The 24,672-nt window shown below is 63.3% G+C and carries 27 protein-coding genes and 5 pseudogenes; 17 read left to right on the top strand and 15 right to left on the bottom strand.

The window, feature by feature from the left end; genetic code table 11:
• Positions 1-54: 54 nt before the first annotated feature.
• Positions 55-848, bottom strand: a pseudogene (locus tag ACHMWU_RS07170) (ABC transporter permease).
• Positions 849-1,161: 313 nt separating this feature from the next.
• On the bottom strand, positions 1,162-1,794 hold the full coding sequence (locus tag ACHMWU_RS07165; protein ID WP_396042363.1) for an ATP-binding cassette domain-containing protein: 633 nt from the start codon (positions 1,792-1,794) through the stop codon (positions 1,162-1,164).
• Between the two features lie 58 nt (positions 1,795-1,852).
• On the opposite strand from ACHMWU_RS07165, the gene ACHMWU_RS07160 reads away from it, so the two are divergent.
• The gene (locus ACHMWU_RS07160) at positions 1,853-2,161 is read left to right on the top strand and encodes a hypothetical protein (RefSeq protein ID WP_396042361.1); all 309 of its coding nucleotides are present in this window, start codon (positions 1,853-1,855) and stop codon (positions 2,159-2,161) included.
• On the opposite strand, the gene ACHMWU_RS07155 is transcribed toward ACHMWU_RS07160, so the two are convergent.
• The 4 genes from ACHMWU_RS07155 to ACHMWU_RS07140 all read right to left on the bottom strand — a co-directional run bounded on the left by ACHMWU_RS07155 (position 2,085) and on the right by ACHMWU_RS07140 (position 5,712).
• The gene (locus ACHMWU_RS07155) at positions 2,085-2,711 is read right to left on the bottom strand and encodes an ATP-binding cassette domain-containing protein (RefSeq protein WP_396042359.1); all 627 of its coding nucleotides are present in this window, start codon (positions 2,709-2,711) and stop codon (positions 2,085-2,087) included. The two genes, ACHMWU_RS07160 and ACHMWU_RS07155, sit on opposite strands and share 77 nt — an antisense overlap.
• A 35-nt stretch (positions 2,712-2,746) precedes the next feature.
• The gene (locus ACHMWU_RS07150; protein ID WP_396042357.1) at positions 2,747-3,334 is read right to left on the bottom strand and encodes a hypothetical protein; all 588 of its coding nucleotides are present in this window, start codon (positions 3,332-3,334) and stop codon (positions 2,747-2,749) included.
• On the bottom strand, positions 3,294-4,682 hold the full coding sequence (locus tag ACHMWU_RS07145) for a sugar ABC transporter substrate-binding protein (RefSeq protein WP_396042354.1): 1,389 nt from the start codon (positions 4,680-4,682) through the stop codon (positions 3,294-3,296). The genes ACHMWU_RS07150 and ACHMWU_RS07145 overlap by 41 nt, the downstream gene beginning before the upstream one ends.
• A gap of 796 nt (positions 4,683-5,478) precedes the next feature.
• Positions 5,479-5,712, bottom strand: coding sequence for a helix-turn-helix domain-containing protein (locus tag ACHMWU_RS07140; RefSeq protein ID WP_396042352.1), 234 nt, complete (start codon positions 5,710-5,712; stop codon positions 5,479-5,481).
• A 279-nt stretch (positions 5,713-5,991) separates the two neighbouring features.
• Between ACHMWU_RS07140 and ACHMWU_RS07135 the strand changes: the two are divergent.
• The 8 genes and pseudogenes from ACHMWU_RS07135 to ACHMWU_RS07100 all read left to right on the top strand — a co-directional run.
• Positions 5,992-6,252, top strand: a pseudogene (locus tag ACHMWU_RS07135) (cupin); the annotation flags it as partial.
• 110 nt (positions 6,253-6,362) lie between these two features.
• Positions 6,363-6,935, top strand: coding sequence for a hypothetical protein (locus ACHMWU_RS07130; RefSeq protein WP_396042350.1), 573 nt, complete (start codon positions 6,363-6,365; stop codon positions 6,933-6,935).
• Positions 6,936-7,061: 126 nt separating this feature from the next.
• The gene (locus tag ACHMWU_RS07125; protein ID WP_396042348.1) at positions 7,062-7,364 is read left to right on the top strand and encodes a fumarylacetoacetate hydrolase family protein; all 303 of its coding nucleotides are present in this window, start codon (positions 7,062-7,064) and stop codon (positions 7,362-7,364) included.
• A gap of 80 nt (positions 7,365-7,444) precedes the next feature.
• A pseudogene (locus ACHMWU_RS07120) lies at positions 7,445-7,902 on the top strand (fumarylacetoacetate hydrolase family protein).
• On the top strand, positions 7,790-8,104 hold the full coding sequence (locus tag ACHMWU_RS07115; RefSeq protein ID WP_396042346.1) for a maleylpyruvate isomerase N-terminal domain-containing protein: 315 nt from the start codon (positions 7,790-7,792) through the stop codon (positions 8,102-8,104). Before ACHMWU_RS07120 ends, ACHMWU_RS07115 begins: the two are co-directional and overlap by 113 nt.
• Positions 8,013-8,441 carry a maleylpyruvate isomerase N-terminal domain-containing protein gene (locus ACHMWU_RS07110; protein WP_396042344.1) on the top strand — a complete coding sequence of 143 codons (429 nt, stop codon included), beginning with the start codon at positions 8,013-8,015 and terminating at the stop codon, positions 8,439-8,441. Before ACHMWU_RS07115 ends, ACHMWU_RS07110 begins: the two co-directional genes overlap by 92 nt.
• Positions 8,442-8,508: 67 nt before the next feature.
• A pseudogene (locus tag ACHMWU_RS07105) lies at positions 8,509-8,814 on the top strand (MFS transporter); the annotation flags it as partial.
• Between the two features lie 13 nt (positions 8,815-8,827).
• On the top strand, positions 8,828-9,700 hold the full coding sequence (locus tag ACHMWU_RS07100; RefSeq protein ID WP_396043071.1) for a hypothetical protein: 873 nt from the start codon (positions 8,828-8,830) through the stop codon (positions 9,698-9,700).
• 12 nt (positions 9,701-9,712) lie between these two features.
• Here ACHMWU_RS07100 and ACHMWU_RS07095 read toward each other — a convergent pair whose 3' ends face one another.
• Positions 9,713-10,453, bottom strand: a complete 741-nt coding sequence (locus ACHMWU_RS07095) for an IclR family transcriptional regulator (protein ID WP_396042342.1) — start codon at positions 10,451-10,453, stop codon at positions 9,713-9,715.
• 474 nt (positions 10,454-10,927) lie between these two features.
• Here ACHMWU_RS07095 and ACHMWU_RS07090 point away from each other — a divergent pair, with 474 nt between their 5' ends.
• The 3 genes from ACHMWU_RS07090 (at position 10,928) to ACHMWU_RS07080 (ending at position 13,500) form a co-directional block, all read left to right on the top strand.
• Positions 10,928-11,350, top strand: coding sequence for an FAD-dependent oxidoreductase (locus ACHMWU_RS07090; RefSeq protein ID WP_396042340.1), 423 nt, complete (start codon positions 10,928-10,930; stop codon positions 11,348-11,350).
• A 679-nt stretch (positions 11,351-12,029) separates the two neighbouring features.
• Entirely contained in the window at positions 12,030-12,653 is a 624-nt protein-coding gene (locus ACHMWU_RS07085; RefSeq protein ID WP_396042338.1) for a hypothetical protein, read from the top strand.
• Between the two features lie 49 nt (positions 12,654-12,702).
• A complete protein-coding gene (locus ACHMWU_RS07080; RefSeq protein WP_396042336.1) occupies positions 12,703-13,500 on the top strand; it encodes an alpha/beta fold hydrolase in 798 nt (265 codons plus the stop codon).
• Between the two features lie 73 nt (positions 13,501-13,573).
• Here ACHMWU_RS07080 and ACHMWU_RS07075 read toward each other — a convergent pair whose 3' ends face one another.
• From ACHMWU_RS07075 to ACHMWU_RS07055, 5 genes are all read right to left on the bottom strand, one after another.
• The gene (locus tag ACHMWU_RS07075; protein WP_396042334.1) at positions 13,574-14,011 is read right to left on the bottom strand and encodes a MaoC/PaaZ C-terminal domain-containing protein; all 438 of its coding nucleotides are present in this window, start codon (positions 14,009-14,011) and stop codon (positions 13,574-13,576) included.
• A 37-nt stretch (positions 14,012-14,048) separates the two neighbouring features.
• Positions 14,049-14,507 (bottom strand): hypothetical protein, encoded by a 459-nt coding sequence (locus tag ACHMWU_RS07070; protein WP_396043009.1) that lies wholly within the window; start codon positions 14,505-14,507, stop codon positions 14,049-14,051.
• Positions 14,508-14,529: 22 nt separating this feature from the next.
• Entirely contained in the window at positions 14,530-15,078 is a 549-nt protein-coding gene (locus ACHMWU_RS07065; protein WP_396042332.1) for an AMP-binding protein, read from the bottom strand.
• A gap of 245 nt (positions 15,079-15,323) precedes the next feature.
• Entirely contained in the window at positions 15,324-15,752 is a 429-nt protein-coding gene (locus ACHMWU_RS07060) for an AMP-binding protein (protein ID WP_396042330.1), read from the bottom strand.
• Positions 15,753-16,075: 323 nt separating this feature from the next.
• A complete protein-coding gene (locus ACHMWU_RS07055) occupies positions 16,076-16,522 on the bottom strand; it encodes a GAF domain-containing protein (protein WP_396042328.1) in 447 nt (148 codons plus the stop codon).
• Between the two features lie 455 nt (positions 16,523-16,977).
• Between ACHMWU_RS07055 and ACHMWU_RS07050 the strand changes: the two genes are divergently transcribed.
• Entirely contained in the window at positions 16,978-17,307 is a 330-nt protein-coding gene (locus ACHMWU_RS07050) for a DUF6907 domain-containing protein (RefSeq protein ID WP_396042326.1), read from the top strand.
• Positions 17,308-18,208: 901 nt separating this feature from the next.
• Here the strand turns inward: ACHMWU_RS07050 and ACHMWU_RS07045 are convergent.
• Complete coding sequence (locus ACHMWU_RS07045; protein ID WP_396042324.1) at positions 18,209-18,679, bottom strand: hypothetical protein; 471 nt, start codon at positions 18,677-18,679, stop codon at positions 18,209-18,211.
• Positions 18,663-19,034, bottom strand: coding sequence for a hypothetical protein (locus ACHMWU_RS07040; protein WP_396042322.1), 372 nt, complete (start codon positions 19,032-19,034; stop codon positions 18,663-18,665). Before ACHMWU_RS07040 ends, ACHMWU_RS07045 begins: the two co-directional genes overlap by 17 nt.
• Before the next feature lie 807 nt (positions 19,035-19,841).
• Here ACHMWU_RS07040 and ACHMWU_RS07035 point away from each other — a divergent pair.
• The 4 genes and pseudogenes from ACHMWU_RS07035 to ACHMWU_RS07020 all read left to right on the top strand — a co-directional run bounded on the left by ACHMWU_RS07035 (position 19,842) and on the right by ACHMWU_RS07020 (position 21,478).
• The gene (locus ACHMWU_RS07035; protein WP_396042320.1) at positions 19,842-20,951 is read left to right on the top strand and encodes a hypothetical protein; all 1,110 of its coding nucleotides are present in this window, start codon (positions 19,842-19,844) and stop codon (positions 20,949-20,951) included.
• 18 nt (positions 20,952-20,969) lie between these two features.
• Positions 20,970-21,101 (top strand): annotated as a pseudogene (locus ACHMWU_RS07030) (hypothetical protein); the annotation flags it as partial.
• A 28-nt stretch (positions 21,102-21,129) separates the two neighbouring features.
• On the top strand, positions 21,130-21,282 hold the full coding sequence (locus ACHMWU_RS07025) for a pentapeptide repeat-containing protein (protein ID WP_396043007.1): 153 nt from the start codon (positions 21,130-21,132) through the stop codon (positions 21,280-21,282).
• Complete coding sequence (locus ACHMWU_RS07020; RefSeq protein WP_396043005.1) at positions 21,221-21,478, top strand: pentapeptide repeat-containing protein; 258 nt, start codon at positions 21,221-21,223, stop codon at positions 21,476-21,478. Before ACHMWU_RS07025 ends, ACHMWU_RS07020 begins: the two co-directional genes overlap by 62 nt.
• Before the next feature lie 1,400 nt (positions 21,479-22,878).
• On the opposite strand, the gene ACHMWU_RS07015 is transcribed toward ACHMWU_RS07020, so the two are convergent.
• On the bottom strand, positions 22,879-24,666 hold the full coding sequence (locus ACHMWU_RS07015) for an acetyl/propionyl/methylcrotonyl-CoA carboxylase subunit alpha (protein WP_396043003.1): 1,788 nt from the start codon (positions 24,664-24,666) through the stop codon (positions 22,879-22,881).
• Positions 24,667-24,672: the final 6 nt, after the last annotated feature.

Here is a 24,672-nt window from a genome sequence, read left to right as displayed (position 1 = left end):
CACGTGTCGTTTCCGTCTGCGCACACCGTGTGTCGGCGTTTGCAATGGCGGTGGCTACGCTCGTCGGGCCGTGCGGGCCGCGAGGGCCACTGCGATGATCAGTGCCGCACCGTTGAACAGGTCGCTGACGTAGATCGCCGCACCAGCGAGTTGCAGTCCTTTGACGCCGGTGGCCAGCAGGTAGATTGCCACGAGCGTGCCCAGCACATTCACCCGGCCTGCTTTGATCTGAGTCGATCCGAGGAACACCGCGGCGAAGGCCGGCAACAAGTAGGACGGGCCCATGTCAGGCGAAGCCGTCCCGACGCGCGCTGCGAGCACCACACCTGCAATCGCGGCAATCGTGGACGACGCAACCAGGGAGCCGAAGACAACGCGATCGACACGCACCCGGCCAACCGGGCGGCTTGAGGATTGCCGCCTGCGGCATAGAGATACCGCCCAGTCGGCAGGTATTCCAGAACGATGTAGATCACGGCCGCAAGTGCCAGCATCGCGTAGAAGGGGTAGGGGATGCCGGAACAGCCGCGCGTACCAAGCTCGACGAATGTCTCGCTGAAACCCTCACTGAGCTGGATTCCGCCGGTGATCCAATAGGCGGCCGCAGCCATCAGGCTACTCATGCCCAGAGTGGCGATAAATGAGCTGACGCGCAGCCGGACGACGATGAACCCGTTGGCGATGCCGACCAGGACTCCGACGGCGATAGCGGCGATCACAGCCACCCAAGGGCCATGGCCGTCGCCTTGTAAGCGTGCTGTGACGGCGACGGAGACGCCGAGTACGCCCGCGAATGACAGGTCGAACACCCCGGCCGCCAAAGGGAGAATGATGCCGAGTGCCAGCATCGCCGTGATGGCCTGGTCGCCCGCGATGATTTTGGCGTTCGTTGCGGTGGCGAACGTCTCAGGCACCCAGATGCTGAACAGGATGATGAGGCCGGCCCACACGTACAGTCCGCTGAACCGGTCTAGGCCGAGACCGAATCGGCGCCTGTCCGCATCTGTGATCTTGTCGCCAGGTCGAGCAGGGCCACCCTGTCGGGAGGGGGTGGGAGCTGGTTCCAGTGGTGCGAGAGGCTTCTCGTGCACAGGTGACTCAGAAGTCGCGAGTGGTGACCCTGCGACAGCGGCGGCGTCGTCTGGTGCGACTGCCCTCCGATCACCTTGGTGTCGTCTGATCATGGCTCTGCTCTCCTTGACCGACGCCGATCGTGGCGGCGGTGATGTGGTCGGGGTCGATATGGGGGCGGTTGATCTCGTCGGTGATGCGTCCGTCGTTCAGCACGACCACGCGATGAGCCAGCCTGGTGAGTTCGGCATGATCGGTCGAGATGACGATCACTGCGGCACCTTCGGCGGCTGCTTGGTCGATCAGCGCATGGATCTCAGCTTTGGCGCCGACATCGACGCCTTGCGTCGGCTCGTCCAGCAGCAGCACAGTTGGGTGTTGGCGCAGCCAGCGAGCCAACATGACCTTCTGCTGGTTGCCACCGGAGAGCGTCGCGAGTCCCTGCTCGGGCAGGGGCGGTTTGACGCGCAGCTCGAGCAGCCAAGACCTGACCTCGGCGACCTCGCGACGGCGACTGATCAGACCCCGCCGACGGAAGTCACCTGGGCTGACGATCGAGATGTTCTCTCGAAGCGTCGAGTCGAGGAAGGAAGCGTTGGCATGGCGTTCGGCTGGGACCAAGCCGAGGCCCGCATCGACCGACTTGTCCGGTCGATGCGGTGCCACGGCTGTCCCATTGATGCAGACCTCACCCGTGCGGTCGATGCCGCCAAACAGTGCCAAACGCGACTTCTTCGCGGCCTGACCCCGTGATGCCGGCGATGCCGACCACCTCTCCCGCGTGGACTTCGAGGTCGACCCCTTGCAGCGTCTCGGCACCAAGATTGCGAACGATGAAGGTCGCTTGAGTCTCGCGGGCAGCATTGACCGACTCACCTGGCGGGGCCTGCTCGAGCGTGCGGCCAATCATCAAGGCGACCAGCGCCTCTTCGTCAAGACCTTCGACATCGCGCGTGATGACGTGCTGTCCATCGCGCAGCACTGTGACGGTGTCGCAGAGCGCGAATACCTCGTCAAGGTGGTGAGAGATGAAGAGCACCGCGATGCCCCGATCCCTCACACTTCGCACGACGTCGAAGAAGCTGATTGATTTCGGCGGCTGGCAGGTTGGCTGTCGGCTCGTCGAGAACCAGCACCCGGGGCGCGGTCGCGCGTGGTGACATTGCCCTGGCTAGTGCGATCGCAGTGCGCTCGCTGATCGCGAGGTGCCCCGTCGGCTGCCGTACATCGATGTCATAGCCCAGGTCGGCTAGAACTTCCTGCGCCAGCTTGGCCTCCCTGCGCCACGAGATGAGACCTGCCTTGTTGCGTTCGTATCCATGACCCAGCGCAAGATTGTCACACGAGTCCAGACCGAGCACCAAGCCAAGATCCTGGTGTACGAAGCGCAACCCGGCGTGATCGCCCGCGCCGTCGGTACCAAGCGACAGGGTCTTGCCGCTGACGAGCACCTCGGCGCCAGGATCAGGCTCGTGATAGCCCGAGAGCACTTTGACCAGGGTCGATTTACCGCAGCCGTTCTGGCCGACCAGCGCTCGGACTTCCCCGGGCTGGATCGAGAGGTGGACGTCGTTGAGGGCTCGCTGTCCCGGAAACGTCTTGGAGAGACCGGAGATCTGCAGCGCGGCTGACTGATGCATGACCCCGATACCTCCTCTCTCGTCCGATGTCACCGTCACGCCGGGTAGGCGGGAAGGGGGCGGATCAGTGGCTCGAGAGCCGCCTTGGCCTCCGCCGGTGTGATCACATCGGCCTCGTCGACCTCACGGATGATCGGCGGGCTCATCTGGGCGACGTACTCGCCCACTAGGAGCCCCTCCTTGGTGTACGGCCAGAACTCAACAAAAAAGCCTTCGCTGGTGTACCACTTGTCGTCATCCAGCCCGGTGTGTCCCTGCGCCGCCAGTTCGTGACCTTGGTGGAAGAACGTCAGGTTGACGTTTGTCGCATAGCCGTTGTCAGTGACGACGATTTCCTGGTTGGTGAGCAGAATGACGTTGCCCCCGCCTGTCACGAGGCCTTCGTAGAACGCACCGACCGCGTCGAGCCCGCGCATGATCTCCAGCTTCCCGCCGATGGACATCCGATAGTCGGGATCTCGAACTGTCATGTCGGGGGCCAAGATGCCCTCCCAGTTCCCCGAGACCTCGAGGAGCATGTGGCGCCGCCAGTTCTCCAGGATCTGACGGTGAAGTGGGTTTTCAGTGCGCTCGAGGAGTGCGTCAACCGCATGGGTGTTGCGTGTGATGTCGAACTTGGCCATGAGAATCTCCGTGGTGGTGTTGATGTATGTCGTGAGGTGGGATGGCGGCTACTGGCTGGAGGTCAGTTGGCCTTCCACAGGGTCTTGAACTCTTCGGCGTAGGTGGGGACACCGATGTAGAAGCCGCTCTTGTTGAGCGGGAGCGCTTCAACGTTCTGGGGGTGATCAACTGAGTTGGAACCGGGACCTTCTGAGCCTCTGCGAGGTCATCGCCGTTGAACTTGCGAGCGAAGATGTCGACCACGCGAAAGCCGATCGCGCGGAAGGGGTAGGCCGTGAATGCATCTTCGGTCCCGGCCTTGATGGATGCCACATTCTTCGCCGAGCCGCCCAGGCCGCCGATGCGCACCTTGCCGCTGAGCCCGGCGCCCTTCAGTGCAGCCTCCACACCAAGAGTCACGTCGCCGACGGCGAAGATGGCCCAGTCCGTCTTGGGTGAGCGCTGCAGGGTGCTGACGACGCTGCCCGGCGTCTTGGTGCCGATGTCGCCGAACTGTTGCGGTACCTCGGTGACCTTGCACGTCGGGCACCACTTTTCGACGTTAGCCGTGAAGGACTCGATGAAGCGCTGCAGGACCTTGAGTGCAGGGACCGAGAAGACCGCGATGTCGGCCTCGCCCTTGCTCTCGCTCACGACGTACGCGGCGACCATCTTTCCCCAGGCGTCGAGCTGAGACTTGTTGGCGATCGACGTGTCGAACAAGTCGGGCCCCTGCTCGTCGGTGGACGCGTTGGCGCTGACCGGGATGCCGGCCGCTTCTGCTTCCTTGAGCTGGCGGCCGATGACGGAGCGTTCGATCGAGCTGACCGAGATGCCATCCGGCTTCTGCTGGATGGCAGCGGACATGGCCGCCTGATCTCCCTGGGGGTGCCGTCGGTGTTGATCACCTTGACCTTCCAACCCAGTGCCTCCGCGCCTTCCTTGACCCCGTTCGTGATCTCGGTGTTGGTCGGAGCGCCGTTCGCGATGACCGCGAGGGTTTTGCCAGCTTCCGGCTTCTTGCTCAGGGGAATGCTCAGACCGATATTCGCCGGCGGTTGAACAACGGTTTCGAGGTGAGCTGTCGCGGCGGCGAGGCCGGCCTTGTCCACGTCGCCGGAGCCCGCACTCGACCCATTGTCTGAGCTGGAGCAACCTGCGGCCACCGTGCAGATGATGACTGCACCGACGGCGGCTTGGGCTATTCCCTTGGTCCAAAGTGTGCTTCTCATGATTTTGCTCCTGCTCGTGGACGTTGCATGGGGGGTGAAGATGGCCAACCGGTTCGGTTGACCGGAGCTCGACAGGTGTCCATCGGTTGCGCGATGGGGGTGTTGCGCCTCTCGAAACCTCGACCGAACCGGGCACGTGACGGTGGACACGGCAGGAGAGTCAGGCTCTCCATGACGCAGTGCAGTCGCCTAGCGCGAGGATCGGCCCCGGCTGGCCGGTGTCCGTCAGGTCTTCGCTGCGCCAAGGGCCAGCCGGAAGCCGATGCCATGCACACATACTGTGACTGCACTCACAAGCGGACCAGGAGATTCTGCTCAGCAGAATCGGTATGTCGACCCTTACTAGCCCGAAACCGTCGACTTTCCCGCAGACTCAGACGGCCGCCTTGGGCAGTCCCGATGGCGGGTTCCTGCAATGACTGGGAGGGCCTTCCAGAGTCTTCGTTCAGCGGGCTTCAGAACCGCCATTGCTGGCCAGGTCGAGCGTGATCGCACGTGATGCGGCGTTCAGCATGGCAACAAGGTTGGGCAGGCGGCTGCTCTCGGTACCTGACCTCAGGCATCGAGATCGCCAGGCCGGGACGGGCTCACCGGCGGGGTTTCGCACCGCAACTCCCACGGCTATCACGCCCCGCTCGGACCGGGCGTTGTTGACGACGAATCCGTTGCGGGCGGATACGTTCGACGTCGGTCTGGATCCGGGCCAAGTCGGGACGGTCCTCAGGTCGCTCGGCGTAATGCTCTGCTGCGAACAGGGACTCGAGCTGGTCATCCTCTAGGTGGGACAGCATCAGCAGGCCTGTCGTGGTTCGATGCGCTGGAAAGACCATGCCCTCTCTAGACCCGACTCGCAGAACCTGATCGCCTTCGACACTTGCGATGAACCGAACGGAGGTGCCCGTTCGCAGGCCGAGGTTTGTTCGACTCCCCGGTCAGAGCGACCAAGTGCTGGAGGTGCGGCATAGACACGGCTCTCGAGTCGCGAGGTGAGCGATCTGGAGTGAGCCGCCAGTTCGAGACCGGCCCCGGACGGTAGCTGCGGCTCTCGTTCTGGACAGCGAAATCGCGGTATACCAGTGTCTGAGAAGTCGGTGAGCCGTCGACCGTGCGACCTCGAGACGCTCCGCGACTGCACTCACGGTCAGCTCTCCTTCAAGCTGCAGCATGGTGGCGATTCGCAGAGCGTGGTCGACGCTGGTGATCGAGTAGGTGGGGCTTCTTCACGGACGATCATCTCCTGATTCTGCTGGGCAGAATAGCGCGATCGCCTAGCGGAACCAAGGTGAAACTATCCCTATGGCTTCTACTCCTGTCTCGTCACCTGTGCGTCTTGCTGCGGTCGAGTCGCCCGATCAGCCCAACGTCACGCCCGAGCTCGAATCGCTGTACGCGGACTTCGGAGGGCGAGTTGCTTGTGCCGTCTGGGGACCGAGATCGGTGACCTGATGCCGCTGCGCCCCGGGTCCAGTGCTGTACCCCACTTGTGGCGCTGGAAAGCGTTGCGCGAACTGGCAGCGCGGGCGGGTCAGATCGTCCCAGTCGGTCGCGGTGGCGAGAGGCGTGCGATAGCGCTGGCCAATCCCGGACTGGGCGGAAGGCCATTCGCCACCCCGACGCTGTGGGCGGCTATCCAGTACCTCATGCCGGGCGAGGACGCTCCCGAGCACCGTCATACCCAGCACGCGTTCCGTTTCGTGGTCGAGGGGTCGGGTGTTTGGACGGTGGTGGGCGGCGACGCGGTCCCCATGAATCGGGGTGACTTTTGCCGCAAGCTGGCTGGAACTGGCACGCACATCACAATGCGACCGATGAACCCATGGCGTGGATCGACGGACTCGACATTCCGTTGCAGTACACGATCGATGCGCAGTTCTTCGAGTTCGGGCGTGACGCGATCTATGAAGAGGAGCGCATCACGCCGGAGCGTTCACGGTCCGAGAAGCTGTGGGGGCATCCAGGGCTGAAGCCGGTAGGGGTGACGCCCACAGGTGGCGGATCGCCGCTCTTGTCCTACAAGTGGAGCCATACCGATCGGGCCCTGACCGACCAGCTGGACCTAGAGCGAGCCGGGTATGGCGGGCGGTTGCAACCCGGTCACGCAGCGGTTCGCTACACCGACCCGTCAACGGCGGCGATGTGTCTGCCGACCGTGCGCGCAGAACTGCACCGCATCGTGAGCGGGGCCGAGACTACGCCGATTCGTGAGACTGGCTCAAGCATCTACCAGGTCTTCGATGGCTCCGGCAGGGTCACGGTGGGAGCGCGGACGTGGTCGGTCGAACGAGGTGACCTTTTCGTCGTGCCGTCCTGGGAGGCATTCTCAGCGGGTATCGACGGCGTCATCCTCGGACTCCGACTCCAGTTCGCTCGACTTGTTTTATTTCAGTGATGCGCCGGTGCTCGAGGCGCTTCAGCTACACCGCCGACAGAACGAGGTATGACATGAAACTTGCAACTATTCGCATCGGCGGAGGTACTCGCGCGGTACGTCGCGACGGCGAGATGCTGCGTCGACTTGGGGTACGAGGACCTGGGAAGCTCTTCTTGTCAAAATGACTGGGCCGTCGAAGCTGCGTCGGCCCAGGGGGAGTCGTACCCACTTGAAGGTGCAGACTTCGCGCCCGTGGTGCCGCAACCCTCGAAGGTCATCTGCGTCGGTCACAACTATCGGCACCACATCGAGGAGATGGGGCGCGAGCTGCCTACGTACCCCACACTGTTTCCGAAGTTTGCCGATACCCTCATCGGCGCGCACGACACGATCACCAAGCCTGCGGAGACCGAGGCGCTGGACTGGGAGGTCGCAGGGTCATCGTGATCGGTCAGCAGGTACGACGCGCCAGCACTGCGGAAGCCGAGGCAGCGATCGCGGGCTTTACCGTCATGAACGACATCTGAGTGCGCGACTGGCAGTTTCGTACGATCGAGTGGACGCAGGGCAAGATCTGGAACTCTTCGACGCCTGTGGGCCCGTTCGTGACCACGCTTGACGAGATTGACGGAGGCGCGCGGCCGGAGCTGGAGGTTCGGACCATCGTTGACGGCGAGGTCATGCAGCGTGACAACACCGGGACGCTCCTGTCGACCCGGTCTTCCTCGTCGAGTACATCTCCACGATCGTGACACTTCGGCCTGGGGACTTGATTGCTACGGGCACGCCGGCCGGAGTGGGGCATGCCAGGGACCCGAAGGTCTACCTCAGCGCTGGGGCGATGGTCAGGGTGGAGATCGATGCCCTTGGGCATGTGTCAACAGGATCGTCGACCAGACGTGACCCGCGCGCGCTCACAGACATTGGCATGGACCGAGGTCGGCACGAACCTGTTCCTCAAGCACGCGGAGCCCTTGTCGGATGAGGATCTTCGCGCACCAAGCGCGCTTCCAGGCTGGACGCTCAAGCACCTCCTTGCACACGTTGCCTCCAATGCCGATGCGTTGTCCAATCTCGTCGAGTGGGCCAGGACTGGTGTATATCGGCCCTACGTATGCCTCCGCTGGTCAGCGCGCAGCCGACATAGAGCTGGGTGCGTCCTATCCACGTCAACGGCTCATCGATGACTTGCGGCGGTCGGCCGACAACTTGGCGGTGGGGCTTGCTGCATTGGACGAGCAGGCATGGTCTCGTGAGGTGGTGACTGCCCAGGGTCGGACGATCGATGCGACAGAGATTCCGTGGCTTCGCGCGCGAGAGGTGTGTGTGCACGCGGTCGATCTGGGGCTGGGAGCAACCTTTAGCGACCTCCCACCCTCGTTTGTCGACGCGCTTGTCGTCGAGATACAAGGTAAGCGAGGCCTCGAGAGCCTGCCCGACGCACCCTTGGCAGCGGTGGCTGCCTACTTGGCCGGGCGCCCCCACTCGCTCGTCGGAGTCCCAGAACTGGGCCCGTGGCTCTGACGAACCTCAGCTGATCAACGGGCGGAATGCCGCGCGCCGGCCGCGGTGGTGGCCGGTCGCGTGCGCCATGTTCGTAGTGGGATGGGGAGGCAACCAGTTCACACCATTGCTGATCGCCTACCGCCAGAACTACGGCTACTCCACAGGGGCGGTCAACGTATTCCTGGGGGCCTACGTCGTTGGCCTCGTACCAGGGCTTCTCGTCGCATCCACGTTGTCGAATCGCTTCGGTCGACGGCCAATACTTCTGGCTGGAATGGTCGCATCGCTCGGCGGCAGTGCCGCCTTGGCGTCTGCTGATGGGGGTGGCCAGAATCTGATCATGGCGGGCCGAGTCCTCAGCGGATTGGCCGTTGGAATCGCGATGTCGGTAGGCACGGCCCTGGATGAACGAGCTCTCGTCGAGGCAGCGAGACCCCACTGCGGATGTGGGCAGCGGCGCGCGACGATCGTCCATCTCGCTGACGGCGGGATTCGTCATGGGCCCGGCTGCGGCGGGGCTGCTCGCCCAGTGGTCGCCCCATCCGCTGGTGGTGCCGTACCTCGTTCACATGGCGATCGCGGTGCCGGCGACGGTTCTGCTGGCAGCACACGGCGTAGAAACTCGCACCGTGGATGGTCGGCTTCGGCTACGAGACGCGATACGTGCCCCTGGTCTGTCGCACCGTCGTTTCCGCTGGGTGGTCGTTCCGATGGCGCCGTGGATCTTCGGATCTGCTGGTATCGCCTACGCGATCGTGCCACAGCAAGTAGATGCGGCTATCGGTTCGTGGGGGCTCCTGTTTGCCACAGGGCTGACGGTCTTGACGTTGGGTACGGGCCTGGCGGTTCAACCGCTTGCCAAGCGCCTCGATGACACGTCGTCGGCGCGAGCAGTCGTAGTGTCGATGGGGCTGATGGCGCTTGGGGTGGTGGCAGCTGCCGGAACGGCGGCGACGGGCTGGCCGGTGATGGCCTTGCCCACCGCGGTGTTGCTGGGGGCTGCCTATGGCATCGCGGTCGTGTCGGGATTGCTTGAGATCCGTCGTATGGCGACGCCCCAAGAACTCGCTGGGATGGTTGGTGTCTACTATGCGTTGGCGTACGTGGGCTTTTTGGCCCCCGCTGTGCTCGCAGGGATGTCGACCTGGTTCTCATACCCGGTCATGCTCTCTGTTCTTGTATGTGTCGCCCTACTCAGCACGATCGTCATTGCGAGCGCCTACAGGAAGCACCTCCCAGGCGAAACGGCGGTAGACCTCTTCCAGGTAGGCAGGTGAAAGTGCGCTGCGCTATCGAAGTGCAGCGGTGATGCTGTGCGCTGAACGTCTGACGTGCTGAGCGAGCTCCGACGTGACGGTCAAGTGGTCGTCCATGTGAATGCCCGAGACGTTGATCGCGCCCACGACATGTCCTTGTCGGTCCAGCACCGGTGCCGCGATGGCACTGAGACCGGCCCGCAAGCTGTCGTGCGCGAAGGCAAGGCCGCCGTTGCCACATGCTTCGTCCAGCTTCGTTTGGAGCGCTGCGATTCTTTCGGTCCCCATTGCCGCTTTGGCGTCCGCCGGAGGCATTGCGGCCAACAGGGCAATTCCAGTGGCGCTCTCGCCCATCTCGAACCGAGTGCCGATTGGCAAGATGCTGTTCAGGGGGGAGTTCTGGCCCCAGAACCGGTCGATCAGCACGACCCGGTCGCCAGCTGGTACGCCCAGGCTGACGAGCCAAGGACGATCCGCGACAGCGCGGCGGTGCAGGTCGATCGCGTACGCAGGGGCCACCGACGCGAAGGGTAGGCCGTCGAGGTAGGACATCCCGATCTTCAACGTGCCAGAACCGAGGCGCCAGTCCGTGCCGCGAACTTCGACGAGATCATCCGATTCCAGGGTGCGTAGGAGCCGATAGACCACGGTGCGATCGAGCCCAACGGCCTCGCCGATCTCGCGGGCCGTCATGGGGGATCTGCTTGCCAAGGTGCCCAAAACCGCATTGGACCGCGAAACGGATTGGACATTGGACCGACGTTCTTGCTCCATGGAACTCCCTTGACGTGTGGATAGGCGCATTGTTAACGTTCATGCTCTCATGCGCACACGGTGTGCGCATGACGCACAATCAAGTGGTAAACGGACCGAAGTGATCGGTTGGCCACGGATGAAGGAGTCAGCATGGGGCAAGAACGGTTGGACGGTCGACAGAACACTGCTGCCCGGCGAGGGCATCCACACGCGAACGGATCCGTCGATGGCGCTGAATGAGGACTGGTCTGCGAACAGTTCGTCCTTGGATTTCGGATCTACTCGTCGCATCACGCAGGACGACGAGTTCCTGATCGCCATGCTGGCCGAGGCTGAACTGCCGGGACTGTTGCCAGCGCTTGCTCACGCAACGGGGAATCTTGAGCTCGTGCGGCATGATGCCCGGCCCGGAGGTGGCGCGATCGGAGCGGTGGTCCCTCCGCAAGGCGGAATGACGTCCGATCAGCAGCAACGGGCTCGTCGAGCTTGCACTTGGGGCTCTGCGCCAGCCTCCGAGACGTGGGCCCGACCCCCGCCGACCTGAGTGACGACGCCGTCACGGCGGAGCTCATGGAGTTCATCACCGGTCCGGTCGACGCTGACTACCTTCCGCTGGCCGCGCACGAGCTGGGCAGTCCTCGCGACACCGGTGCCCCTGCCTGGAAGGCCACAGAGGTCGCGCCCGACCGATCGTTCAGAGTGGTGATTGTCGGCGCGGGCATGTCAGGGCTCGTAGCGGCCCACCGGCTCAGGGCCACTGGGGTCTGCGTCACTGTGCTGGAGAAGAATGACGACATCGGTGGCACCTGGCTTGAGAACACCTACCCGGGCTGTCGGCTCGACACCAGCAATTTCGGCTACAGCTTATTCGTTCGCCCAAGCGACCGACTGGCCTTACCAGTACTCGTCGCGTGACTCGATCTTCGAGTACTTCAGTCGGGTCGCTGACCAGACTGGGATTCGTGATCTGATCTCCTTTCGGACCCGAGTCGACGCGCTGGAGTTTGACGACGAGCGTGCCGTGTGGAAGATCTCGGTCACTGGCCCTGACGGCGCGCAGTCACTGCTTGAGGCTGATGCTGTCGTCAGTGCGGTGGGGCAACTGAATCGCCCGAACGTCCCCGACCTTCCAGGCCTGGGATTCCTTCAAGGGGCGTGCCTGGCACACGGCCAGGTGGGATCACAGCGTGGACCTCGCGGGTCTGAAGGTGGTGGTCGTCGGAACCGGAGCAAGTGCGTTCCAAGTCATTCCTGCCATCGCCTCGACAGTTTCAGAGCTGACCGTGCTGCAACGAACCCCGCCGTGGATGCTGCCGGCGCCTGACTACCGGGCGAAAGTGCGGCCCGGGATGACATGGTTGCTGCAGCACGTTCCCTACTACCATCGCTGGCACCGCTTCTCGCAGTTCTGGACGACGGTCGAGGGACGCAGAGCCTATGTCCAGGTCGATCCCACGTGGGAGCACCCCGTCTCGGTGTCCCCACGCAACGAGGAACTGCGGATGGCGCTGGAGGGCTATCTGGCAGCCCAGTTCGCCGACCACCCGACCTGCTCGACGTCGTCGTCCCTGCCTACCCGCCAGGAGCGAAACGGATGCTGCGCGATGATGGCGCCTGGGCTGAGACGCTCGAGCTGTCGCACGTGCACCTGGTCACGGACGGTATCGATCGGGTGGAGCCCGAAGGTATCCGCACGCAAGACGGTGAGCTGCACGAAGCGGACGTGATCATCTGGGGCACAGGCTTCAAGGCTTCAGAGTTCTTGATGCCGATGACCGTGCGCGGACGAGACGGCGTGGACCTGCACGAGAGGTGGGGGGCAGACGTCCGGGCGTATCTCGGCATCACGATGCCGGACTTCCCCAATCTGTTCAGCCTCTACGGCCCGAACACCAATCTTGTGGTGAACGGCAGCATCGTGCTCTTCTCGGAGATGGCGACCGAGTATGTGGTCGATAGCGTGCGACTGCTGCTTTCTGCTGGGGCACAGACAATGGAGGTGCGCCCGGCGGTATTCGAGGAGTACAACCAGCGCATCGACAAGGCGAATGCCTTGATGGCATGGGGGGCCTCGGGGGTCAGCTCGTGGTACAAGAGCGCATCAGGGAGGGTGTCGCAGAACTGGCCATCCACGATCCTCGACTACTGGCAGGCCACCCGGACCGCTCGCCCGCAGGACTATGTCTTGTCGGGAGTAGAAGGGCCGGTGGGCTTGTGAGCACGCGCCTGCCTGAGGGTGTCCATCACGACTTCATCGACGTGGGGGCGTGCGCACGAGCTGCTATACCGCCGGCGACTCGACAGCGACTCCGGTCCTGCTCCTCCATGACGGGGCATGGGGTGCCGATGCCATGCTTTCTTGGGGAGACGTCATGGCGGACCTCGCCACAGACCACCGAGTCATAGCGCCCGACCTGCCCGGTTTTGGCCGGACCGACAAGGTTGTGATGTTCGGTGCTTCGCCATACGAGCACCGGCTGCGGCACATCGCCGGATTGTTGAGGTCTATTGCGCTCACTGGGCCGGTCCACGTGGTTGGTACGTCCTTCGGCGGTTCGTTGGCCCTCGGAGCTGCGATCGAGGGGACCTGGCCACTCGCCAGCGCCACGAGCGTTGCCGGCACGGGCGGCCCGTGGCGGCTCGAGCTGGCGCAGCGACTCCTCGCCGACTTGGAGCCGGGGCGGGAGTACATCGCCCGCGTCGTAGAAGTGCTGACGAACACCACAGATGGACTCGAAGATCATATCGACCGGCGGTACGAGAACTCCCTCGTACCGGGACACTATGCTGCGATGGTCGCGCTGCGACTAAAGCATCCAGAGGCCAAGCCGACTGCATTCGTCGACGGCTATCCGACGAGCCTGGCTGGCGTGTCGGTCCCGGTCGCGGTGATCGTGCCAGAGGACGACCGGTTAGTCGAGCTCGACTGGCCGAAGCATGTCCGGGCGGTTGCTCCGAAGGTCGCGTTTCACCAGATGCCTGGGCCACACTCGCCCAACATCACGCAACCGCATGACGTTGCCGACCTGCTTCGGTCGATCATCACGGGGTATTCAGGGGCCTGACATCGTCGTCATGCCCGCGCCAGGACCTCCGATGTCGTCTCATCTCGGGCGGCATCGGAGGTCCTGGCCAATGTCAGGGCCGCACGGCAACCAGGAGGCTGATGTTTCCGCACTGCACGACCTCGTCAGCGTGGTTGATCAGCTCGATCCGACGTTCGAGTACTCCAGACCGACTCGAGCTGGTCAGTCGGGTGCTCAGAATCTCGACACGGCAATGCACTGTGTCTCCGGGACGAACCGGCAGCAGGAACGTCCAGCCGTCGATCCCCAGCAGAGCGATCGAGCAGTCTTCGAAGATCCCCAGACGTGAAATCAACCCCATTGCCACTGAGACGCCCAGCAACCCGTGCGCAATCGGTGCACCAAAGCGGCTCTGGCGCATGTGTTCGGCATCGGTGTGGACAGGGTTGGTGTCCCAGCTCCAGGCCGCGAACTGTGCGACGTCGGAGTCCGTAATAGTTCTTCCCTGCGACGTGAATGCCTGTCCTGCGTAGAAGTCGTCGAAAAACATCTGCTGCCTCCTGAGACCTTGTCTGCCGGATGTGATCTCAACTATTGCTGGCGGGTCGGCCGAAGTCCTCCTCGCGATGCTCTCCGACTGGCCGATGGTCTACCGCATCCATTTCACGAGATCGAAGGTCGACGCGACGGATCTTTCCCGAGATTGTCTTGGGCAGGTCGGCAAACTCGAGCCGGCGAACACGAAGGTACGAGGGCAAGTGCTCCCTGGCGTAGGCCAAGATGGAACCCGCCGTCTCTGCTGTGGGTTCATGACCTGGCGCCAGACTGATGTAGGCCTTGGGCACGGCGAGGCGAACGGGGTCAGGTGCGGGCACCACGGCGGCCTCTGCCACTGCTGGATGCTCGATGAGCACCGACTCGAGCTCGAAAGGTGAGACCTTGTAGTCAGATGCCTTGAAGACGTCGTCAGTGCGCCCGATGTAGGTGATGCGGCCATCATCAGTACGCTGTGCCACGTCGCCGGTGTGGTAACGGTTCGCACGCATCGCCTCGGCATTTCTTTCTGGGTCACCCTGGTAGCCGGTCATGAGAGTGACCGGCTGCCGGGCGAGGTCGAGGCAGATCTCGCCCTCGCCAACCCCACGGACGATCTCGTCGGTGACCGGATCGAACGAGCACCACTGGCACGCCAGGTAGCGGGCGTCCCATGGACCCAGGGACGACCTCTTGACCGGGGGTGTTGGCGATCGAGGCAGTGGACTCCGTCTGACCGTAGCCATCGCGAATCAGCAAGCCCCAGCGGTCGCGGATCTGCGAGATCACCTCGGCGTTCAGAGGTTCGCCGGCGCTGATCGCCTCACGTAGGTTGCCAGACCCGCCGGACAGATCAGCGTTGATGATCATGCGCCACACAGTGGGTGGTGCACAGAAGGAAGTGACACCCTCTGCACGGATCGTGTCGAGAACGATGTCGGGGGTGAAGCGGTCGTAATGATGAACCACGACGGTGGCCTCCGCGAGCCAGGGTGCGTAGAAGTTGGACCAAGCATGTTTCGCCCATCCGGGACTTGAGATATTCAGGTGAACATCGCCCGGACGAAGTCCGAGCCAGTACATCGTGCTGAGGTGTCCAACCGGGTATGAGCGATGGGTGTGCTCGACGGAGCTTAGGTCGGCTCGTCGTACCGCTGGTGAAGTAGAGCAGTAGCCGGTCGTCACTGCTGTTGCCGGGATGTGCGAGGGCTCCGGGCTCCTGTGAGTAGGCATCTGTGTAGTCGGCCACGCATCGTGCGATCCGACTGTGAACCGCAGGATCTCACCGGGTACGTCTGCGAACTTCTCTGCCTCGCTGGGGTTGCAGATCACGGCTCGCGCACTGCCGCGCTCTCGACTCGGTCGAGAATCTCGACGGATGTCACAGCCGCAGTTGTCGGCATGATGACGGCGCCCAGCTTGGTGAGGGCCAGCATCGACTCCCACAGCTCCACCTGGTTGCCGAGCATCACCATGACGGCATCACCACGCCCGACGCCTTTGGATCGCAGGAACTTGGCTACCCGGTCGGATCGATCGGCTGGCTCGGCGAACGAGTAGGACTGACGGCTGCCGTCATCCTGGACGATCACGAGACCTGGGGTGTCGTTGCCTCGTGCGAAGGAGTCGAACCAGTCCGTTGCAAAGTTGAAGTTCGCACCGACGTCGGGCCATGTGAAGCCGGCGAGCGCATCGTCGTAGTTCAGGCGATGATCGATCAAGAAGTCCCTGGCTCGTCTCAGGTCGTCAAAAGTCATGACAGCATGCTGTCGTCGGTCCGGGTTCGGCACCATCCCCCTCGGGGAGATCACGGGTATGAGTCCAGCTCGCGTGCGATAACGACCGCTTGGTGACGGTTGTGAGCGCCGAGGATGCTTAGAAGATCGCGCATGTATGCTCTGACGGTCTGACGTCAACCCGCTTGTTGTCCCACCGATGCGTATGAGGCTCCCCCTGCCACCACGGCCAGGACGTCAAGTTGGCGGACGCTCAGAGTGGGCGCAGCGGGGTGCTGGAAGGTCATCAGCTTCCGAAACCCTGTCGAGCTCAAGCCGAGCGCTGGGGTCGGTTGTCGCGGCCCTTAGCACTCGAACAGCGGCGTGAGCTCGTCCAGGGCCGCCGCGGCACTCGCGTGTGTCGAACGGCGACCGGCCAGCCGTCGGTTGACCTCATCGTCGATCTCGATGTCGCGAGCCAGGCGATGTGCCTCCCGCACGACGGCGTCGGCCATGCGATCGCCACCGGTCGGCTCTCCCCGTGTGCCGGCATACAGAACGCCGCGTACGGTCCGCTCGACGACGACGGGCGCGCCGATGACAGTGCGCAGCCCTTCGGAGCGCACGGCGGCGTCATGATCATGGGATATGTCCGCCGAAACGGCGTAGTCACGGACGATGATGACCCGTCCATCCTGGAGAACTCGCCCTCCCACGCCGGTCCCCCGATCGACGGTCAGCCCGGCGAGCGCGCCAGTGTGCGCTCCGAGGGAGTGCGGTGAGGTGAACAGCCCCCGATGTGACAGGCCCACCGAAAGCCATCGACGAGTCACAACGATCCCGCAGGGCCGTAAGCGCAGCCTTCCACTTCGGGACTTCTGACGTCATTCACGGTTTCCGATCGTGCATTCCAGGATCGCGGTTAGTCGTCACCGCAGTCTTCGAGTTCGCTTGGGACCAGGCCCGCGGGTCGCCTATCGGGACTACTAGCGTGTGTGACCGGTTCCACACGTCAGCTTAGCAAATTCTGCTACGCAGAACCCGAGGTGAAAGCGTACTGCCGCACGACCGATTCGGAAAAGTGTGCGCCGCCACTGCGCTGACCCAGCCTGTATGTCCACAAAGCCGGGCTTGGGACGGGTTGTGCACAAGTCGTTCTGAGGTAGTTGCGCTCAAGTCATGTGTTTGGGAGAACGGAGATGATGCAAGGTGTCCCGCGCTGTTGTAGCAGCCGGGACGTGGACTGACCTAACTAGGAGATCAGATCATGAGCAACTCTACGGCTGAATGCCCCGCGTGGTGCGATGGTCCGTCGGATCGGCTGGTGCACGGCATGACTCCGACGCATTCGAGTAAACCGGTTGTTGTAGGCGGAGCCAGTGCCAACATCACCCAGCACGTGCGAGGGGATGAGGAATTGGACGAGGGCGCGCGGTTCGATCCGTCGGCTTCGCTTTGGTATTGCGGCAACGGCGCGATCGGCGACCTGACAGCAGTGGACTGTCGAGACCTCGCGAGCGTCCTGAGCGGCGTTGCTGACCAATTGGATGATCTAGCGAGGGGCCATGCCGTGATTTACGGTGAGGAGCGACCGTAGTTGCTTCGCCTGCTGAGTCGGTAGCCAGCCTTCTCTTTCAGCGTCGCGGGGTTGCGGCCGAGGTTGCTGGCCCCGGAAGGCTAGTCCGTTTTCGTCCGACTGCGCCGCCTGATGGCACGCTCACCGCGGCGGACTGTAGTTCTCGGTCGATGGTGTCGAGGCCCGCAACCTCGTCGGACTGCTTCGTGTGCGCATGCGAACACGTAGTTTGCGGGTCCCTTGAGCAAGTGCCGTGTCTCGGTGTCGAGAGGCAGTGTGGTTCCTTGGTAGATCGCGACAGCGTCAACGGGTGCTGTGGTGGGGCTTCCGTTGCGGCCGTGTTGCTGAATCTTGAGGCGGGAGATCGCGCGTGCGGGTGCGCGGAGTTCACCATGGGTGATGCGGCACCTTGCGGTCGCCGAAATGGTGACGGCTGTTTCCAGGTGTCCGGTGAGTGCTCGCACTATGTGATGCTGCTGGTCTGTGGGGCTGCCGTTCGCGGCTTGGGTGAGGGTGTCTTGCAGGTCGCGGGCGGCGTTGATAAATGGCATCGGTACTAAGGTGCTGCCGAACGCGAGCTCGGCGCAGGCGTCGCGGAGTTGCTCCCAGGAGTCTGATGCCTCGTGAAGGACGGGAATGATGCGCCCGGCGGTTATGTGGTCGATGACGCCAGCGTCGCTGGCGCGCCCGATGAAGTGCTCGGTGGCTTTGAATGTTTCGGCTTCCAGGTGTGACAGGGCGTGAAGGACGATGGTGGACGGCTCACCCAGAAGCGTTCGGTGGGCTTGGATGTCCCAGCCGGCAACTGCTTGCCGCAGACGGGGGCCGACGCCGGCACCAGCGTCACCTGGGATGGGTGGTGTGATGCCGGTGATAGATGCGCGGGCCAGTTGTTCTGCGGCGTTCAACCGGCGGCTCAGGTCTAGTCGCGTGCTGCGGAATCTAACTGCGCTGTTGATGCGTCGGGGTTGCCGACGGTGAGGTCGAAATGGAGGTCGCGGTTTGCTTGGCCGACGAGCCGTGAGGTGGTCCACATGATGCTGGCGATCAGCCGCCGGGCCTCACCCTGGGCTTTGCTGTCGACCTGTGTGGAGCGGGCGTGCTCGGCGGTGGTGCCCAGAGCGCGGCAAATGGCCGTGAGTGAACTATCGGTGCCGCCTGGTCCGGGCCACAGCTGGTTGCCCAGCGTGACAGCGATCGCTTCGGCGTCCGCTGAAATCCGTTCGACGACCCTGTCGTGGTCTGCCAGCCCCAGGGCTTGTTCGACGTCTCTGACCGCGAGGGCAAGACGAGGCCAAGTTCTCATGAGGGCTGCTGCGTCGAACTCGCTGCTGTGATGAGCCTTCAACGCCAGATGGTGGGCGACACGCAGATGCTCAATGGCTTTGGACATACCGTCTCAGCTCACGGCCAACGGTGCCGACGTCTTCTATGAACATCAGCATGTCAACCGATGGGTTCCTTGACACCAGCGGTAGCAGGCGCTCATGGACGTCTTCGAGCCGACTAAGCAGGTCAGCGCTGTCGAATGGCGCTAGCTGGACATCGATGTGCGGGATGAGGTGGCAGGCCCTCAACGATGCGAACTCGACAATTGTGCGGAGACGGAGCACTGCCAGCTCATCGGCGACCTCGACCGCATTGGCCCGAAGGTCCGCCAAGAATGTGTTTGCAGACGTCATAGCCTCCGCAGAGTCGCAGATCAGTGCTGCGGACTCTACCTGCAGTGCCGTTGCCGATGGGTCCATGGTGCTTCTTCCGTTAGTCACATTTCATTGAGCAGCGAGTCTGTTGCCAGAAGCCAGCGTCGTTAGTACCGGCTGTGGAGGCGGGGACCATAGCGGCATGACCTGTGAACAGGCAGCGACGCCGCTTGGGAACAGCGCCCCGGTGCGCAGACGTTCACAGCGCAAGGCCCATCACTCGGCGTGAGTGGACGGCGGAGATGAGCACCCGCAGAGGAGGCTGCGATGCGAAGGGTGACGGAGCAGGCCAAGCCCGATCGGAGCCCTTCGGAGTCATCCGAAGGGAAGAGCGTGCCGTTCTGTAGATCCAGAACCTGAGGGCCGCGACCACAGCGCTCAGCCGTCAGTGCGGTGATTGATGATGGCGAGAGAATGAACGACCGGCGTACTGGACTATCTTCGAGGCCGGGAGCCTTCCGAGACTAGAGAGCATCATATTGAAGTAATAGCTGCGTCAATCGCGGGGAAATGACGCAGGCCGGTCAGGACCTCCAAAGGCAGCCACTGCCGCACCTGTTCGGCAAACCCAGCCGGGTCAGGCTCCAGTTGGCTTCGAGGAAGCAATGCGCGAAGATTGAGGAAGGCTCGACCCGGTCGGGCGGTCGCCGTGCGTGAGGCGGGGAGGAACGTTGTCGGCTATCTTCGCTCTGTGCAGTTAACAGCGCGAGATGAGACTCCGTACTCAGCCAGACATGGTGGCGCCTGGAGCTGGCTACGGTTGCGTACCAGGTGGTGCGCCCTTCTCGGCATAACAGTGACCACCCTGGGACTTCTGCTAAACGGTGGGGGTGGGCGGCGGCTCTCGGGCGCATGGACGACTTTTCCATAGGAGCCAACTTCGCCCTTGCACCTGCATTAGGAATCCTCGTATTTACCGGGTCCACTGCGTACTTGAGGGCCGGGCGCTTCTTCTCGACCTATTCCGATCTTTCTTCGAGAGTTGCCCTCTTCGCAGCGTGTCTTTCCGCCGTTCTGCTGCCGACAGCGTTCGACTCAGAGCTTCAGCCGAGATCCTGGATACCCGAATCTGCGACCAGTGCGCGGAGCTTCTTGATACTCAGCGTGGGTTTCGGTGTCACCCTTATCGCGAGGTTGGTTGACCTCGAATCTCGGCAGCCCAGGCGAATCCTCGCTGCGATTGTGGGCGGCGCAACGCTCTTGATGACGCTCCGCTCGATCTGGAAACTGTGGGGGTTCGAGGAAATGCTGCGCCCGCTGAGGACAGCAGCGATCAACTTTGCGAGCGATCATCCAGTGACGACACTTCTGGCTATCCTTATCGCGATCGGTCTTCCTCAGTGGTATCGCCTCGGGAAATCTGTACGACTATCGAGATTTCAGGGCTTACGTGAACTTTTCCAAAGGGACCGTAGGGGCGTCGCGCTTGGGGCGGTCGCATTTCTCCTTGCGCTGATCACGTTGCTATACGAACTCCCGCTGACGCTGGTGCCTGATCTAGGACTGACCCCTGAGCAGCGAGCGGACGCCGTGACGCAGGAACGACGGACACTTCTTGCGATTCTGGGCGCGTTCGGTGCAGGACTGACGCTGGTATACACCCATCTCCGACACCTACTTGAACGCGACGCGAACGCAACTGGCCGCTATACCGAAGCGGTCCAGCAGCTGGGCAGCGATTCGATGAGCATCCCGACTCGGCGGCATCTATGCGCTCGCGCGTGTAGCCCGAGACTCGCCCAACGACGCGCAGACCGTAACAGAGGTACTTGCTTCCTTTGTTCGCGACGGGGGACGACAGACGTCAGGTGTTGGCGTAGACTCGACATCGTTGCGGCACTCACCGCGCTGGAGTCGACCGCCCAAGCAACCGCTGACGGGAGCCACCTCGGATCTATCGACCTAAGTGGAAGCAGACTTGAAGAGGGCCGGCTGCACTCGGTGCAGTTCCCGTCGGCGTGAACTTACGGGACGAACTTCAGCAATGCCGTGCTCTCTAACGCTTATATGAATCAGGCGATCCTGGAGGACGCAAACCTGCACGAGCCGACTTCCGGGAGGCCGATCCTATACCTCTGCAAAGGCGGCGAGAGTTCACGGCCGATCGAGTGACGTTCCGCGACGCCACGCTCCGCTTCGCGTGGCTGCCAACGCCAACCTCAGAGAAGCCGACTGCCAACGGGCGCATCTTTTGGGGGCAATCCTGTACAAAGCCAACCTGGCCGGCGCCGATCTTCGAGGAGCAGACCTCGGAGCGCGCAGACCTACGGGGCGCAGACCTCACTGGGGCTAGGATGGACGGCGCCGATATTCGGGGGGCACTTGTGCACGAAGCTAATGGGCTTACTCCCGAAATGATCGCCGGTTGCAGCCACACGGAAAGCCTCGTGAAAGGCCAACTGGACGACGCAACCGCTGAATTCTATGCAGATTGGCGCGGGGACTACGGCGACGAAACGTACTACCACCCGATCCATCACTGGTCGTAGCGATTCTCGACGGTAGGCGGCTGGACATCGAAACTGTCTAACACGTCTCTGAGTCGGACAGCGCCCTGCGAGCGGGCTCGCTCGCGCTTGCCGCCTCGAACCTTGGGCTCCTACTACGGCCTAATCATCAAGATCCACAATCCGCCTTAGGTCTCGTGCTTGAACTGCGCTTGCCACCGCGATTCACGCAAACCAGAGTTCTCAAGGCCCACGATCTTGCGACAGCCGCCGGCGAGGCCAACGAGCGCATAGCTAGCGTCCCGGATGATCTGGCGACGGGCCGTCACCGGGGTTGGCGAAGCGTCAATCTGGGTGAAATGTGCCACTCACACGGCAGCCTGCAGGCCACTCTGGGTCTCGGGCTGAACACGTCCGCCCGGCTGGAGTCGACCAACGGCGGTGACTGCCGATGGTCCGTGGGCAATGCGTGGGCGAAACGCAAGTCTAAATACAAAACCGCAGGTCAGCGCCACAATGGCGGAGGTCTGTAAATCAGACGGCTCAGCCTACAGAGGTTCGAACCCTCTACCTGCCACAGCGAGACAATCAGGCCCTGACCAGTGCGAATGCGCCGGTCAGGGCCTGATTCGTCTGTCCGGTCACGACGTCCCGTGCGGCCTGGCGCTGCTTTCCAGAACCTCGGCCGACTCGCCCTCACCTTCCCCAGCGAGCACATCGGTCTAGGTGCGCATCGTGGGAGGGTGCTGGCTGGGGATGAAGGCAGTGTCTCCTTCGACTCGCGATTCCTCGTTGTGAGTCTCGCGGGTGGTCAGAGCTGTGTTGTTGAGGTTGGCTGGAGTTCCGTCGAGCGCTTGCTCGAATTCCTCTCACAGATTCCGGCAGAGAACCGGCGCCCAGAGGTCAACCGATTTCTGCAGACCTATGACCGCCACTAGTACGGGTCAGGTTCTGTTGGCACGCTGGCAGCGGTGCTTGTCAGTCGCGTGTCGTAGTCGACTGAATTGACTGTGGTGACCTGGCCAGTCCCGAAGTGGTCGGCTTCTGCCCGGCTGCTGCAGCCAGGACTCCTGCAATTCCCATGGCGAGACTCTTCACTCAGGAATGTCGGATGCGGGAATGGCAGGAAGTACCGAGCCGATTCGTCGGACATCGTGCGGGACGGGCGATGCCAACGTCAGCGCTGTGCAAGTCGGGCATGAGCGCGATCGGGATGTGAACGAACGGATGAGTGAAGAAGATGTACCACTCGATGGCTGGAAGACCGCAAGCCGTCAGTCTGTCTCCTAGCTGACGTGCGTGAACTTCTCCGAGTGGCGCCCAAGCAAGCGCGCCCTTGTAGGGGCCTACCTGTCGCCTGACCGAGGTGGAGAACCAACGCACCGCGACCGTTGGCGGAGCAGGGTGGCCTCGTGCAGCCGAAGGCTTCAGCGATCGCCGCGTCATGCGGACTCGGCTGGTGCGGTGTCCTTGATCTCGGCGATGACTTCGCCGCTGCCGATGGGTCCGCCGACCTCGACCTTGAGGCCGGTGATGATGCCGGCCTTGTGGGCGTTGATGGGCTGTTCCATCTTCATGGCCTCGACGACGATGATCTGGTCGCCCTCGGCGACTTCCTGACCCTCGGTGACGGTGACCTTGACGATGGTGCCCTGCATGGGTGCGACGACGGAGTCGCCGGATGCTGCTGCGCCGGCGCCCTTGCCGGCCTTGCGCTTGGATTTCTTGGTGCCGCCTGCGGCGACTGCTGTGGCGCCCAGGCCACCGGGCAGGACGACCTCGACGCGCTTGCCGCCGACCTCGACGGTGACGCGTTCGCGCTCGGTGGGCTCGTCGGTCTCGTTGCTGCCGGCGTAGGGCTCGAGGGTGTTGTTGTAGTCGGTCTCGATCCAGGTGGTGTAGACCGTGAAGTTGCCGTCGGCAGCGGTGAACGCGGGGTCGTCGACGACCGAGCGGTGGAACGGGATGACGGTCGGCATGCCGTCGACGACGAACTCGTCGAGGGCACGGCGTGAACGGGCCAGGGCCTGCTCACGGCTGGTGCCGGACACGATCAGCTTGGCGACGAGGGAGTCGAACGCTCCGGGGACGGTTTCGCCTTCTTCGTAGCCGCCGTCGAGGCGGACGCCGGGACCTGATGGGGGAGCCCACTTGGTCAGGGTGCCGGGGGCGGGCAGGAAGCCGCGGCCGCCGTCCTCGGCGTTGATGCGGAACTCGATCGAGTGGCCGCGGACCTCGGGGTCGCCGTAGCCGAGCTCTTCGCCGGCTGCGATGCGGAACATCTCGCCGACCAGGTCGATGCCGGTGACCTCTTCGGAGACACAGTGCTCGACCTGCAGGCGGGTGTTGACCTCCAGGAAGCTGATCGTGCCGTCGGCGGCGACGAGGAACTCACATGTTCCGGCGCCGACGTAGCCGGCTTCCTTCAGGATCGCCTTGGACGACTCGTACAGGCGTGAGACCTGGTCGTCGGTCAGGAACGGTGCGGGGGCTTCCTCGACGAGCTTTTGGTGGCGACGCTGCAGCGAGCAGTCACGCGTCGAGACGACGACGACGTTGCCGTGGCTGTCGGCCAGGCACTGGGTCTCGACGTGGCGGGGCTTGTCGAGGAACTTCTCGACCAGGCACTCGCCGCGGCCGAAGGCGCTGACGGCCTCGCGGACGGCCGACTCGTACGCCTCGGGGATCTCCTCGAGGGTGCGGGCGACCTTCAGGCCGCGGCCACCGCCACCGAAGACGGCCTTGATGGCCACGGGCAGCCCGTTGGCCTTGGCGAACTCGACGACCTCATCGGCGTCCTTGACCGGGTCCTTGGTGCCCGGGGCCAGGGGTGCGTTGGCCTTCTGGGCGATGTGCTTGGCCTTGGCCTTGTCGCCGAGCGCCTCGATCGCGTGCGGCGGGGGACCGATCCAGATCAGCCCGGCGTCGATGACGGCCTGGGCGAAGTCGGCGTTCTCGGCCAGGAAGCCGTAGCCGGGGTGCACACTGTCAGCGCCCGCACGCTGGGCCACAGCGATGATCTTCTCGATCGAGAGGTACGACTCGGCAGGCGTCGAGCCTTCCAGCGAGTAGGCCTCGTCGGCGAGCCGGACGAACACCGCATCGCGGTCGGGCTCGGCGTAGACCGCGACGCTGCCGATGCCGGCGTCCTTGCAGGCTCGGATGACACGAACAGCGATCTCACCGCGGTTGGCGATCAGGACTTTTGCGAGGGACTTGCTGGTAGGCATGGTCGT

The sequence above is a fragment of the Aeromicrobium sp. UC242_57 genome (assembly GCF_044452305.1).
Lineage (GTDB): Bacteria > Actinomycetota > Actinomycetes > Propionibacteriales > Nocardioidaceae > Aeromicrobium.
This window is presented reverse-complemented; position numbering and strand designations above follow the sequence as displayed.

Coding starts and splice junctions, on each gene's coding strand:
- ACHMWU_RS07095 (WP_396042342.1), bottom strand. CDS start 10,453: ATGGAGCAAGAACGTCGGTCCAATGTCCAATCCGTTTCGCGGTCCAAT.
- ACHMWU_RS07100 (WP_396043071.1), top strand. CDS start 8,828: ATGAACGAGCTCTCGTCGAGGCAGCGAGACCCCACTGCGGATGTGGGC.
- ACHMWU_RS07045 (WP_396042324.1), bottom strand. CDS start 18,679: ATGTCCAAAGCCATTGAGCATCTGCGTGTCGCCCACCATCTGGCGTTG.
- ACHMWU_RS07060 (WP_396042330.1), bottom strand. CDS start 15,752: ATGACTTTTGACGACCTGAGACGAGCCAGGGACTTCTTGATCGATCAT.
- ACHMWU_RS07040 (WP_396042322.1), bottom strand. CDS start 19,034: ATGGACCCATCGGCAACGGCACTGCAGGTAGAGTCCGCAGCACTGATC.
- ACHMWU_RS07130 (WP_396042350.1), top strand. CDS start 6,363: ATGGCGTGGATCGACGGACTCGACATTCCGTTGCAGTACACGATCGAT.
- ACHMWU_RS07085 (WP_396042338.1), top strand. CDS start 12,030: ATGCTGCGCGATGATGGCGCCTGGGCTGAGACGCTCGAGCTGTCGCAC.
- ACHMWU_RS07155 (WP_396042359.1), bottom strand. CDS start 2,711: ATGCATCAGTCAGCCGCGCTGCAGATCTCCGGTCTCTCCAAGACGTTT.
- ACHMWU_RS07075 (WP_396042334.1), bottom strand. CDS start 14,011: ATGTTTTTCGACGACTTCTACGCAGGACAGGCATTCACGTCGCAGGGA.
- ACHMWU_RS07035 (WP_396042320.1), top strand. CDS start 19,842: ATGGACGACTTTTCCATAGGAGCCAACTTCGCCCTTGCACCTGCATTA.
- ACHMWU_RS07065 (WP_396042332.1), bottom strand. CDS start 15,078: ATGTACTGGCTCGGACTTCGTCCGGGCGATGTTCACCTGAATATCTCA.
- ACHMWU_RS07050 (WP_396042326.1), top strand. CDS start 16,978: ATGAGCAACTCTACGGCTGAATGCCCCGCGTGGTGCGATGGTCCGTCG.
- ACHMWU_RS07015 (WP_396043003.1), bottom strand. CDS start 24,666: ATGCCTACCAGCAAGTCCCTCGCAAAAGTCCTGATCGCCAACCGCGGT.
- ACHMWU_RS07150 (WP_396042357.1), bottom strand. CDS start 3,334: ATGGCCAAGTTCGACATCACACGCAACACCCATGCGGTTGACGCACTC.
- ACHMWU_RS07070 (WP_396043009.1), bottom strand. CDS start 14,507: ATGCGTGCGAACCGTTACCACACCGGCGACGTGGCACAGCGTACTGAT.
- ACHMWU_RS07115 (WP_396042346.1), top strand. CDS start 7,790: ATGTGTCAACAGGATCGTCGACCAGACGTGACCCGCGCGCGCTCACAG.
- ACHMWU_RS07140 (WP_396042352.1), bottom strand. CDS start 5,712: ATGCTGCAGCTTGAAGGAGAGCTGACCGTGAGTGCAGTCGCGGAGCGT.